This window comes from Bacillota bacterium (assembly GCA_013178415.1).
Lineage (GTDB): Bacteria > Bacillota > SHA-98 > Ch115 > Ch115 > Ch115.
Map to the genome: position 1 here is coordinate 12415 of JABLXA010000019.1, position 13451 is coordinate 25865.

A 13451-nucleotide genomic window follows, 5' to 3' on the forward strand; every position below is an offset into this window, starting at 1 on the left:
CATATGTTTGCAGTTGTTGATGCCGGTACGACATTGGCCTCTCTTATACTGATGGGAATAGGTCATTGCAAATAGCCTGATATCCACACTGACTGCACAACCTCGAGTTCCCTCTGAGTCCTTTGAAGCCTTCAACCGCTTCCATTTCGCTGCATACCCTGATTGCATATGTTTTTGCGGCCTCAAGTGCATCGAGTGAAATATCACACCCATGCACTATGTCTGGGAACATAAAATAAATGAAGGCCTTTTCCACAAGAATGCCTGCAGCTCGCAGCGCCATGGCATACACCCTGCTCTGGAGTTCATATACAGACAGTACCTCTGAAATCCCGGACTGATCAACGACATTTGTCTTGAAATCGACCAGGATTGCCGGATCTGTTCGCGCCCCTCCAGTATAGATCACTCTATCAGCAGCGCCCCTGAGGAAGATATTATCTGAGAGCCGGAAGACGAAAGGAATCTCATTGTCCACGGGCACCCCGTCTGCGACATATTTGAAAAAGTCGCTCTCAAGGTAATGCTGGATTATGCCCATGAGACTTTCTTTAGCCGGATGGAGCTGCGATTCCGGCACCCCTTCGGCCTTCAACGCCCATTCTAGGATTTCTTCAACTTCTCCGGCCCTTCGCAATCTCTCACAAACCCTATGGATTACATTTCCCCTGACAATCGGAGGGAGAATGAGCCTTTCGCCAGAAGCCAGCTGATCATCATCCGAGATGATTGGAACTACTACATCCGTTTCTTCAAGAGTCATACCTGATTGTGGAAGGGACATCCTATATTGAAAGAAGAACCTCCTGGGGCATTCATGATAGGCCATCAAGGCCGATACCGAGAACCTCGATATGCGCCGCCCCCGATGAGGGAGCGGATTTACCTGCTTTAAGAGGGTGGCTGCTGGTTCGCAAGATAGGTTTTTATGAGCCACGAGCGCATATTCAGCCATCTTTTGTGCCCATCCGGCCCTTTGCAAAGGCGCATGGGGCCATGGAGGAACCATGCCGCCCTCGCCCGCAGAATCTGTCGCGCTCCCGCCTTCAGGCACTGTCACGATCTGTAATTTGTCTTGAGGTACCACATCCTGCAGCCACGAAAGCCAGGTGTCCCCCTTTGCTTCCGAAGGATCCTGGCCATTCAGTGAACCCACCATGATAAGGCAGTCTTCGGCCCTTGTCGTCGCCACATATAAAATGCGTTTAGATTCCTCGCGGTCCTTCTGGTCATCCAGAGAATGAATCCTCGTATATGCGCTGGTGTCTATCCAATCATCCCCAGGATCTAACACATGGCCAGTATTGGGGATTTTCATGCCGACGCCCATTTCCAGGTCAAAAGAGAATATATCAGTATTTCGTCTACGCTGGTGGGCAATGTCCGGGACGATTACCACTGGAAATTGTAGGCCCTTCGCCTTATGAATGGTCAGCAGTTTTACGGTATCTCCTTCCTCGACCTCCAGGGTGGCCTCCTCCTCGCGAGCCGAGATCTCCTGGAGCCTGGAGATATTATCGAGGAAGCCTCCGATGCTAGAATACCGGGTCCGGGAGATCTCGCCGGCAATGGAAAGAATCTTTCGGACATTGGACACTGCCTGCGCTCCGTCCGGCCGGGTGACGAGTACATTCTCAAAACCAGAACGAATGAGAAGAGTCTCGATCATCTCCCCGGCATTATGGCAGGCTCGCATCTGTTTCAATTCCTGCATAATCATACGAGCCCAGTTCAACTTCTCCTTTTCTTCATCTGGCATACTTGCGTGGGCCCGATCAAAATTCGCCCCCTCTGCGTCGATCCCTCTCCAGAATGCATATGCCAGTGGCGGGGATGGGGAATCCCCATTAGCGCTCCAGGCCAGACGGAGGAGAGTCTCATCCGAGAGGCCGAAAATCGGAGATCGCAATGCAGCAGCGAGCGACAGGGCATCATACTCATTTTCTACGGCACGTAAGGTCGATAAGATGTCCTGGATCTCCGGCCTATCATAAAAGCCTGTCCCACCTACAACATAATATGGAATCCCATGTTTCATGAGCGCTCTTTCATAGATTTTGATATTTGTAGCAGCCCGGAAGAGTATTGCAATATCACCGTAACTTACGGGCCGCGATTCAACCACGATCGAACCAGAAACCTCCTTAGCGCGTGTTGCCAGGCACTTGCCGTGTTCAACCATCGAAACGATCTGTTCGGCTATGAATTGAGCCTCTGCTTCGGGCCCACCATCTGGAATCCTGACGAATCTTACACGTTCCAGATCCTCTGATCCGTCAGGAGCTGGTTTTCGTGCGCATAGCTCTTCATATCTTATCTTCCAGGGTTCCCCAGTCGTAAGAGAATCGCTGGTCATGGAAGGATCTTCAGTCTCGACAGATCCCATGATCTTCCCGAATGCCTGATTCACCAGAGATATGATACCGGGCTGGCTGCGGAAATTCTCCTGAAGAAGAACGACCTTGCCTCCATTCCTCTCGATCTTCCCCCTTACAATATTGAATAAAGACACCTCAGCCCCCCTGAACCTGTATATTGACTGTTTTGGGTCCCCAACGGCGAAGAGGGATCTCGTTGGGGGATCCCCGACCAGAAGGGATAAAATCCTCAGCTGCAGCCCATCTACATCCTGAAATTCGTCTACCATAATGAACTTGAATCGTTCACGATATTCAGCTAGTATGTGGGGATGATCTGATAGAAGGTTATATGCGATAACCTGAAGGTCAGCATAATCAAGTCCTGAAATGGCCATTTTTGCCTCTGAATAGCGCCGGTCAATCTCTGCCAAGAGCTCAAAGAGGCTTTCAAAATATGGACGCGCAAGAGCGTCAGCTATACCAAGCTGGATGTTTGTGGAGAACTCTTTGAGATCCTTGAATTGTTCCTTGACTGCATTTGCCACCTTGCCACCAAGTAGGGAACCGACCCCCAGCAATACCTGTCCTTTCTCCCTGACCTCATCAGGTTCGTAATGATCAAAAGAATTCATGAAATATTGAGCGGCCTGCTGACAATCAGGAAGTCTGGATTTCAATTCTCTCAACTTCTCGATAGTTTGACCGGCCTTCGCGACGGCCGGGTCATTTTCCTTCAGCGCGAGTTCTGATAAATCCTCGACAAATCGCCCCACATTGCAGACAAATCTCCTCAGATCATCGTCCAGGCTGATAAGAGACTCTTCCCTTACGCTTTCAATCGTTCTCCCGGCCTGCCTTATTTGCTTATATAACCTGGCGGCCTGATCCGCGAGCCTGTCAATGCCCGCAGCACCCGCCAGCTCCGCGTATTGCTCTCCTTCCCTTTCGAGAAGCGCAAGAACAGAAGACCTTGCGGCCTCATCAAGTAAAATAGCTGCTTGCGTCTCATCGAGCATCTCAAATCTCGGATCCACGCGACATTCTACAGGATTCTCGCGGATGAGATTAGAACAAAAACTATGTATGGTTCCGATATGGGCCCGCATGAGATCCTTCTTGATCTGCTGCCAGAAATCGGACTCTTCTGGTCTCCCGCGAAGCATCTCAATAAGTCCATCAACTGATGAGCGGATACGTTCCACCATCTCGCCGGCCGCTTTTCTGGTGAATGTGATCGCCACTATACCGTCTACACTCGAAAGGCGCTGCGCAAGAATAGCAAGATATCGCGCCACCAGCACCCGGGTCTTACCTGAGCCTGCGCCTGCGCTCACAAGGACGCTCCGATCGAAGGTAGTGGCCGCTTCCCTCTGATTTGGCGTCAACCCATGAAGTATGATTTCACAGGCCTCATTCATGATCCATCACCAGCTGAAGGACAGCTTACCTTTGCGCTATACTCTCCTACAATAGGAGACTTTTGAGCCATTCTCTCCTGGCTGAATCTGCATAGGGTGGCGAAATCGCAGCCAGGTCCAAAACTCTGTCTTCCCACTGGGCCGGCCATGAGAGGACAGATAGATTTGTATGGATGAGGCGGGAATAGACCCTGCCTGATCCTGCTCACATAATCAAATACATAGCCCCGGACGGCAGCAAGAAAGGAATTCCACTCCTCCTCGTCGAGTAATCTTCTCCTTCTTTGGGCCCCCATTCTGTCAGCAGACTCCTTTCTCCATAGGCCTCCGCTGAACTTCGCGCCCTTCACAGTCAAGTAAGCTGCCGCGGCTGGTTCTGCTTCCTTGAGGAATTCTGAAACAGCGAGAATGTATAACGGCAACTGCAAATCCTTTCCGTTTTCAATCAAATCAAGCGCCGAACCTCCGGAATATTTATAATCGATTATCATAGATAGCTGATCCTCGGCCACATCTATGCGATCGATTTTGCCACATATCCTTATACCTTGCTCACCCGATGATGGTGGATCTCCCGGAAAGAGTATCAAAGGCGTTGAAACGGAACGACTGTCTAAGCCCGGCCTTGTTTTCATCCCAAATGCCCATTCAAAGTAGCTAGGAAGCGGCTTTGCGGGCTCATCCCGTGATGTTTCAAATCTTATGAGGGCGATGATCCTTACAAGCAAATCCTTCTTTCTCACCTCAAGGATATGCGGCGGGATACCGATAGCTGTCTTTGAGAATTCCTCAAAGACCTTCTCCACATCCCCGGCTGCCTCTGCGAGATAATCCTCGATAGCCTCAGGCCTGAGCCTCTCTCCGCCATGCCTCGAATAGAATCTTCTCAGGATCTCATGGCAAATCTTGCCGCGGTCAAGGGGACTCAAATCATCGATGATTTCCTCGAGAGGCGCCAGTCTGAGTTCTCGCCTACAAAAATAGGCAAATGGACACCTCCCATAATCCCCCAGGAGAGCAGCGCTATAGATAAATGAAGGATTATATTTTTCTTCCAGCCCGGCCTTGAGGTCGGCTGAGCAAATAAGGCCGTCATATGGTCCATAGTCAGGTCCCCATCTGGATTCTTCCACTTTCAGAGACGATAAAGTATGCAGCCAGATCTCTGGCGCCGCTGAAACGTATATGGCCAATGCAGAATAGAGATCTCCCTGCTGGGTTCGCAGCGCCTCCTCACCAGCCAAGACTTTGGCTCCCAGGCTTGGCGCCGCAGCCATTGCCCCCTTGATGGCCATCTGACTCTGTTGTATCGAATTCTCGTTTGGCAATCTCGTAGGCTCAAAGATGTCGCTCTGCTGAACTGGCATCCGCCACAGGTCATAGAACAACCTAGCGCCTAGTTCGCTCAAATTAGTGATGTTACCGTAATCCGTCGGAATGACTCTGGAAAAGGGAATCCTGCATTTCTCTTTAACTCTGAGATCTTCGCCATGCGTAAATCTCTCTATGAAAGGTGAGGGAAAGATCGGTCTGCCCTTTTCATCAGCATATGGATAGGTCAGGTAGAGGATCTTTAAGGCGAGATTGCTAGAGACATCAAAAAGGGTCTTTTCGTGTAACATGAGCTCAGAACTTGTAGCAAGATATATCCCTTTATCTCGTAGCGCAAGGCGTGCCCTATCTCCTAGAAGCCAATCTTGGGAGATATGCTTGGGGAATTCCCCATCTGAAAGTCCAGAGATGAATACAACAGGAAAGGAAAGTCCACGAGACTGGGTGGGTGATGTCACCAAGACCCCGCCTGGTTTTCCGATCTTGCATGTATACCTTGCGCTCCGAAGAGCCACACCAAGTTTTGAAATGAACTCTGAAAGGGTCATCTCCCCTGCAAGGTCGAGTCCCGCTGTCATCTTATTTAGCATCTCGAGGAACTCCGCCCAGGCGGCCCAGTCTCGTAGACCTCCTCCCCGCCTGAATCTTTTCCCGAAACCGAGACAGGAAAGGAGCTGAGATAGGGCATCAGCGAAGCCAGGAGCTGTGGACCTGCGAGGGATCACATCCCATCTGCTGAAGAATCCACTCAGGTATTGCCTGAGGGCGCGAGTTCGCACGAGCCTTACCTTGGGATCCATTTTGAAAGCTTTTTCTTCCTCATCATCTAGATCCAGCTCTGACGATTCCTGCCGCCCCCCATCGCCCGCCACTATTTGTTCGAGACGGCCTATGACATCATCCAGGCGAGCAAGCCACTCATCCCGAGTCCCAAGGTAACCTCTTTGCGGGAAAAGGAGTTCAGCATCATGAATCACAGAAGGGTGATTCGATATATCCGGGGGCAATTGCTGCAGCAGGTCATTGCAAACAAGATAATCGCACGCGACGAGCCGGGGTAGATTAAAGCCCTTGTCTTTTTCATCGAGAATACATTCTAATAATAGCATAATTGCGCCAATCATGGGGTTTTGGGAGAGAGGTTCCGTCCATGTGAGATCCAATGGGACTCCCTCCCTTTCGAAAGCACGATAAAAGCTATCGATCCTCGGCCCTAATTCCCGCACAATGACGCAGATTTCGTCTGGTTGAAAATCGCCCCTTACGATAAGCTGCTTGACCCTTTTCGCAATCTCCTGCGCCTCTGCCTGCGAGCCTGGAGCTTCGATTATTCTTACTTCCTCAGGTCTGGCCGCGCCTTCGATATCTCGGCTCTCAATGTCCCTAGCCTCTGACACCATGATTTTTATCCCCTCAGGTCCGCCCTCCCCTTCGACGTCTCTGATATCTCCGGCCTCGATGACCTCGGCTTCCGGCACAATTGCGCGCGGAGCATAAGACTCAACCGTCGGAGATTGTGGCTCAATCGCCGGGGATTGCGACTTGACCGCCAGGGATTGCGGTTCGATCGTCTTGGAAGTTCCAATGAAGCATTGGCCTATTAGCACCCTTGCAGCCTCGAAAACCTCTCTTTGAGCAGGAACAATGTCGAAAAACGCATCTGCGAGAAGTATTCGCACTTGATTAAATAATCCTCTGTGATTCTTCCCGGCCCCAGCCCGCAGAACATCGCGCGCCAGAAGAGGACGCCCCTCTCTATCAAGGAGTCGGTGAGCCTTCAAGAATTCCTCGTATTCATGGTAGATGCGCTGGATCTCATAGCGTCTCTGGCCATCACCGTCTGAGACCGAGGAGCATTCAAAAGCCATTTTCAGGCCATCTGGACTTACCGCGGCTAGCTTGAGTTCACCGATTAGTTCTCCCAGGGAAGCGATGAAACCGGGAGTCTCTGCCACGCCCGCGAAGTATTTGATATCTCCTGCTCCCTTAAGCTCCTTTACAATATGTTCGATGATGAATTGCCTGGCCAGGTCATCCAGGTTATCAGGCTCAGGAACAAGGCCCGCCGCAACCCCAGCTCTTATTATCGAGGTCACAAATCCGTCAAAGGTATAGATGTTCAGCCTGGGGATCGCGCGGGACGGAGATTCAAGCAAAATGATCTCCTCTATCCGTTCCACTAGATGGGATGTAGGCAATACCAGGATGAACTCCCCAAATCGCCCTTGTCTTGCCATCTCAAGGGCAATATCTATAGGAGTAAGGCCACGCCAATCCTCCGGAGCCTGGGTAAGACTGCTCCAATCTCCTGGAACCCGAGTAAGACCATCCCGATGCCCCGAACCCCGAATAGGTCCATTGCAATTCCCGGAACACGGAATATCGCGCGTCACAATCTTCCCTCCGATAAAGGGGCCTGTGACAACGACTTCTATGAAAATGGTGGATTTCCTTCCTGAATCACGACGGAATGGGCGCCTGCCTGGCGGAGGCGTAAACCATCGCATTCATGAAGGCCTCTGAAAATCCAGGTTGACCGCCAAGGTCAACATGCTCCACCTCTTCGGCTATTCTGAGGGCGCGTTCAGCCGCCTCTTTTGACAGGAGCGCCATAATAGCCCCGGCGCCAGCGCCATTTCCAATGGGAATGATCTTATCCAGCGAGACCTGCGGCACAATCCCCAGGATACGCGCGCTTTCCTTGCTGATATAGTTGCCAAATCCCCCGGCCAGATACACAGCCTCAATATCAGAATCATCAACTCCGGCCATCCTCTTAAGGGTCTCTATACCGGCATGAATAGCGGCAGAGGCAAGCTGGAGTTCACGAACGTCGCGCTGTTTGAAGGTGATCTGGGGTTTCGATATTACAAATTCCACCTCAGAAGATCCGTTTTGTATCCTATTAAATAAGGGGAGTTCGCCGAATACCTCGATAACCTCTTCCCGGGTCCTCATCCGGCCCGTTTCTGTAATGATACCGAGGGTTAAAAATCCTGCTACAAGGTCAGCCATGCCCGACCCACAAATCCCTAGCGGCTTCGCACCACCGATTGTCGAAAAGTGGATGTCTCCGACACCATGATCGAACGATACATGATCTATCGCCCCTGCCGTGGCAGGCATGCCTACGCTGATACGCCAGCCTTCAAAGGCTGGACCTGCGGCGGTGGAACATGCCAAGAGCTTGCCTTTTGACCGCAGCACCATCTCCCCGTTGGTTCCGAGGTCGATGGCCATGGCTGTGCCCTCTCTTCTATCAAGACCTGAGGCGAGTATCACAGCTACCGTATCAGCCCCGACAAACCCGCCTATATTGGGCAATAGAAACACTGTCCCATCATGGCCGATTTCCAGACCTGATTCTTCCTGAGTCAGCGTAAGGCCTGACTTGACTACAGGCTCAAATGGCGCCACCCCGAGCGGAGATGGATCGATCCCAAGGAAAAGGTGGTGCATGCATGTATTACCTACTACAACGGCTGAGGATATCTTCCCTGTTTCAACTCCCGCTTTGGCAGCTGCCTCCTTTATGATGGCATTGACGCCGCCAAGCACAGCTGACCTTAGCTCCGCCGTCGCCTCCGGGCTTGAGCCTGCATAGGCGATTCTCGATATGACATCGGCCCCGAATTTGGACTGGGGATTCACTCGGGATGCCACAGCCAGCTGTTTTCCGCTCGTAAGATCCATAAGATAAGCAACAAGGGTGGTAGTGCCGATATCAATAGCAACCCCATAAGATGCGCCACCCTGAACTCTCCCGGGCGCTACCGAGGGAGGGATTGGAGATATGCTAAAATCAGAGATCTGAATTGTATCTGTCAAAATCCTGGCCCCGGCAAAAGATGATTCTCCGGGAAGAATCACTACGACATCTCCTAATGTATTCGTCTGGCAGGCAAGTCTTATACCAGACGCCAGATCATTAGAAGAAAGATGCTTCCCTTCTATAGAGGTCAGCCCACTGACTTCGCCCATGGGCTTGACCTTGCATTTACCGCAACGTCCGGTCCCCCCGCAGGTGGCGCGCAGGTCGATTCCTGCTTTCACTGCTGCTTCCAGAAGCGTCACTCCGCAGGGGACCTCAATTTCGCGAATAGTAGACATATCAGATGCAACAAATTTAACGAGGCAGGTAGTCTTTGAAGAGGACATGAACAGCGCTTCCTCCTTCTCCCTATCCTTTGTTTATAGTATCTTATCATGGTATACTCAGAAGTAAAAGAGCAATTCCCACCATGATCTAACAAATTCCTAAGCAATTCTGATAAGTTGGCGGGTTTGCCGCGACTAGCTTGATGCCGGTCATTGGAGGGGATGGTGTGGACCTGGTCTCGAAGTTATCGCGGGAGCGCGGTGACCAATATGCCTTTCATTGCGGGGACATGGCTTCCACTATGGGGGTGAAGTCATTGAAAGCTCAACGTCCGACTTTCTGGCTCATTCTTTTGGTTTCGCTGGCTCTGGCCGGTGCCGGCATAGCGCTGGATGAGCCGCGGCAGGTTTTCAGGAACGCAGTCGTCATCTGCCTATCATGCATAGGAATTCAATAAAAACGGCCATTTGCTTGCCCGTTTACTCATGATGAATTGGACGATCCAAAGGGGGAGCTAGATGAAACGGATTCGTTCGACCTTTAGAAATCTCGGCCAGCTTTCCGGCCTTATTCTCGCAAATTCCTATTTCTTTAAGTTCCTGAAACATGTTCCATGCCCGACCCTCAACTGCTATGCCTGTCCCGCCGCGAATTTCGCATGTCCCATTGGAACTTTGCAGCATTTCGCGGCGATCCGCAGGATTCCCTTCTTCACTATCGGAATCCTTGGAGCGATAGGAAGCATATTTGGCCGGGCGGTATGCGGATGGGCATGTCCAGTGGGAGGGTTACAGGAACTCCTGTACAAGGCTCCCGTTCGTAAGATCCATGTTTCCAATCGATTCACATTCTTGAGATTCTTCATTCTAGCTATTCTAGTGTTCGCTATCCCCTACTCCACCATGGAACCATGGTTTTCAAAGCTGTGCTTTGTGGGAACCATTGAGGCAGGTATCCCCTTGGCTATAGGTAATTCAATGATAAGAAGCCTTATTGGCCCATTTTTCTGGATGAAAGTAGGGATTACCATATCAATATTGGCCGCGATGCTTTTCGTCAAAAGGCCCTTCTGCAGATTCTTCTGCCCATTGGGGGCCATATACTCGCCATTTAATAGGGTGGCCCCAGATTTCGTGAAACTGAAGCCTGACCTTTGCACGAACTGCGGCCTATGCACCAAGCTCTGCCCGATGGATCTGGATGTTCCCAGAGAAGTAAATGGTCTCAACTGCATTCGGTGCCGGGAATGTGTTGGTGTCTGCAAGGCTCTGGCAAGGCCTTGACCTTTTCCATAAATAAACCCGCGGGCTCCCCAATTTCGGATCATGTTTCGGATTTCGGATCATGTTATTTCGGATCATGTTTCAGATAATGAATTTTAATTAGCCTGCAGGGAATAGTTATGAAACATAGAATTGGTTGATCTAAATCTTGATCGATGCGGACGGTGCTCTGGATGCGTGTAGTCTCATGTAGTCTCATAAAGACCCGCACCCAGTGTGTCCGGCGAAAGACGATGGTCTGGAGGCAATTCAATGATAATCCGCAACCAAAGCGCCAAGTCATATACAAGGCATAAGCGTTTGCTAATGGTCATCCATGCGGTCGTATTCCTTGCCTTTATCGCCATCGTGGCTTTGAGCGCTGGGTGCTCACAGCAATTCGTGATCTCATGCATCGAGGCCGAGGAAAGATCTGTATCCTTTCCCGAGATCAAGATACACGCGAAGGTTCTCCCTGATGGTTCAATGGATATTCGAGAGGACCATACAGTGTTGTTCAAGGGAGCTTTTACGAAAGGAAAGAGATGGATCCCCCTAAAACCGGGCTATGAGCTCTTGGGCTTCCAAATGTCGGAAGGAACGAATCAGTATAGGGAAGAGGATGCCAACAGCGCAAGTGGACGACCCGGGACTTATATTGTGAAAAGGGAAAAGGATAAGGTTGAACTTGACTGGTTCTTTGAGACCTCTGGGGGGGAAAGGACTTTCACGATACAATACCGCGTTCCTGGCGCGGTGACAGCCTACAAAGATGTTGCCGAGCTTTATTGGAAATTCGTCGGAGATGAGACCAGTGAACCTGTGTCCCACGTCTCGGTGACTGTGGAGCTGCCGCTGGGGGCTGATAAAGACGAGATACGCGCCTGGGGACATGGTCCTTTGCATGGCATTGTGAAGATACAGGATGGTTCCAGGGTGACCTCGAGGGTCAATGACCTCCCTATGCCGCCCTCAGTCCCTCATCTTCATCCTCTGGCGGTGGCGGCGGATTCAGTTCTGGTGGAGGAGGTGGTGGCGGCGGAGGAGGCACGAGTTTCAGTTGAAATGGAACAGCACCTGAGTTTTCGATGCCATATTTTCATTTTTGGGAGAGGAGTTTGTCGGATATGAACAATTTGAACAAATATCGAATGGGGATCTCGATGTCTATGAAAGTCATGAAACCGGTTATTCTTGCTCTGATTCTGGGTCTTTTATTTAGTGTCATAGCCATCAGTGTCGGTGCACAGGAGAAGGATGTGGCAGGTTTGGCGAAAAAGACTGCTATCCAGTACATAGATGAGAATCAGAATCTTACGGTGGATATAGCCAAATCACTGTGGGACTATGCAGAGGTTGGACTGAATGAATATAAGTCCATCGTTAAGGTCATGGATGTGCTGAAGAAGGCAGGATTCAATGTTGAGCCGTCAGTAGCTGACATTCCAACAGCTTCACTTGCTACATGGGGAAGCGGCAAGCCGGTCCTTGGCATCTATGAGGACATAGATGCGCTGCCAGGGGTCGGGCATGGCTGCGGTCATAACCTCAACACTGCTGCAGGTGTGACTGCTGCCATCGCTCTCAAGGAAGCCATGGAAAAGCACGGAATACCGGGAACCATCAAGCTTTTCATCAACCCGGCCGAGGAAATATGGGATGTCGCTCCATTGGTGGCAGCAAAAGGCTACTACGATGATGTGGATGTTCTCATTTCATTCCATGCAGGAACAGAGAATACCTCAGAATTTGGCAGCACCATGGCAATGGATCATGTTGAGTATAAATTCAAGGGAAAGGCTGCCCATGCCTCAGCCTCGCCTGAGAAAGGGCGCAGCGCTCTTGATGCAGTTGAAATCATGAATGTGGCTGTGAACTATCTGCGCGAGCACTTGATCCAGGAGATGAGGATTCATTACGTGATCACTGATGGCGGCGCGGCCCCCAATATCGTCCCGGCAACAGCTGCCAGCCGCTATTTCATACGCGGGCCCAAATATCCTGACGTGGCTTACGCACGGCAGCGGATTGATGATTGTGCAAAGGGCGCGGCCCTAGCTACAGGGACCGAGCTGGAGATCGGGTTCAGTTCGGGGATATATAACAAGGTACCCAATAAGGCTCTGGCTTACCTCACAGTAGATGCGATGAAGGAAGTCGGAGCGCCTGTGTTCACCGACGAAGATAAAGCCCAGATGGAAAAGCTAGGGATCAAGGGCGTCCCGACATCTGAATTCAAAGAGCCAGAGGGATCACAGAGCTTCGGTTCCAACCCAATTGGCGATGTTACATGGAAGACTCCATCAGCCACCCTTTCTGTGGCGACATGGACTCCAGGAACGGCCGGGCATTCGGCGGAGTCGGCGAAACAGTCAGGGGCTGTATATGGCTTCAAGGGAGCCATAGCGGCATCTAAGGGCCTCGCTGTCTTGGGGATAGAACTGCTGACAAACAAAGAGGCTCTGGGCAAGGTGAAAGCCGAATTCCAGGAGAGAATGAAAGGAATGCCTCCGTATGAAGGAAAGGCCATGATACCAGAAGTGGCCTACCCCGAGCCACCGGGAATCACCATAACGGCGCAGGGCCAGGCGAAGTTCATCGCGGCGCAGACAGCATTCAAGGAATCAGCCGGCGACAAGATACAAGTATTCACTATGTCAGGCGAAAAGTTGGCAGAATATGTGGTGCCCTCCGCGCCTGAGGCTGAATATTCATTCAACCTGTCCCAGCCGGTAGAACCCGGCCAGCGCTTGAAGATAGCCTACATTGGTGAGAATGGCTCATTCAAATGGTTCTATGGATATGCGCATGTGAAATAGCCTGAGATCCAAGATCTAGGATATGCACATAAATATGCATATATAGAATAAACGGTCTAAGATATGGCTATGTGTATATGAGGTAGTCTGAGACGATTATACCAGCTATGCGGCTGGTGTCGCCAACTACAGGAGTTGCGGCGCCGGCCGCATGGCGTATG

Annotated in this window: 7 protein-coding genes; 4 read left to right on the top strand and 3 right to left on the bottom strand. The window is 51.0% G+C overall.

From position 1 onward, the window contains the following. Positions 1–43: 43 nt before the first annotated feature. From HPY52_13675 to HPY52_13685, 3 genes are all read right to left on the bottom strand, one after another. Positions 44–3778, bottom strand: coding sequence for a UvrD-helicase domain-containing protein (locus tag HPY52_13675; protein NPV81300.1), 3735 nt, complete (start codon positions 3776–3778; stop codon positions 44–46). Beyond that, positions 3775–7503 (bottom strand): hypothetical protein, encoded by a 3729-nt coding sequence (locus tag HPY52_13680; protein NPV81301.1) that lies wholly within the window; start codon positions 7501–7503, stop codon positions 3775–3777. The genes HPY52_13675 and HPY52_13680 overlap by 4 nt, the downstream gene beginning before the upstream one ends. 67 nt (positions 7504–7570) lie before the next feature. Further along, on the bottom strand, positions 7571–9268 hold the full coding sequence (locus HPY52_13685; protein ID NPV81302.1) for a DUF4445 domain-containing protein: 1698 nt from the start codon (positions 9266–9268) through the stop codon (positions 7571–7573). A 143-nt stretch (positions 9269–9411) separates the two neighbouring features. Between HPY52_13685 and HPY52_13690 the strand changes: the two genes are divergently transcribed. The 4 genes from HPY52_13690 (at position 9412) to HPY52_13705 (ending at position 13290) form a co-directional block, all read left to right on the top strand. Beyond that, positions 9412–9666: a hypothetical protein gene (locus HPY52_13690; GenBank protein ID NPV81303.1), complete on the top strand. Its 255-nt coding sequence runs from the start codon at positions 9412–9414 to the stop codon at positions 9664–9666. 61 nt (positions 9667–9727) lie between these two features. Next, positions 9728–10492 (top strand): 4Fe-4S binding protein, encoded by a 765-nt coding sequence (locus tag HPY52_13695; protein ID NPV81304.1) that lies wholly within the window; start codon positions 9728–9730, stop codon positions 10490–10492. Between the two features lie 252 nt (positions 10493–10744). Next, positions 10745–11602, top strand: coding sequence for a DUF2207 domain-containing protein (locus tag HPY52_13700; GenBank protein NPV81305.1), 858 nt, complete (start codon positions 10745–10747; stop codon positions 11600–11602). Beyond that, positions 11599–13290 (top strand): amidohydrolase, encoded by a 1692-nt coding sequence (locus HPY52_13705; GenBank protein NPV81306.1) that lies wholly within the window; start codon positions 11599–11601, stop codon positions 13288–13290. The genes HPY52_13700 and HPY52_13705 overlap by 4 nt, the downstream gene beginning before the upstream one ends. Positions 13291–13451: the final 161 nt, after the last annotated feature.

Coding starts and splice junctions, on each gene's coding strand:
- HPY52_13675 (NPV81300.1), bottom strand. CDS start 3,778: ATGAATGAGGCCTGTGAAATCATACTTCATGGGTTGACGCCAAATCAG.
- HPY52_13685 (NPV81302.1), bottom strand. CDS start 9,268: ATGTCCTCTTCAAAGACTACCTGCCTCGTTAAATTTGTTGCATCTGAT.
- HPY52_13690 (NPV81303.1), top strand. CDS start 9,412: ATGCCGGTCATTGGAGGGGATGGTGTGGACCTGGTCTCGAAGTTATCG.
- HPY52_13695 (NPV81304.1), top strand. CDS start 9,728: ATGAAACGGATTCGTTCGACCTTTAGAAATCTCGGCCAGCTTTCCGGC.
- HPY52_13700 (NPV81305.1), top strand. CDS start 10,745: ATGATAATCCGCAACCAAAGCGCCAAGTCATATACAAGGCATAAGCGT.
- HPY52_13705 (NPV81306.1), top strand. CDS start 11,599: ATGAACAATTTGAACAAATATCGAATGGGGATCTCGATGTCTATGAAA.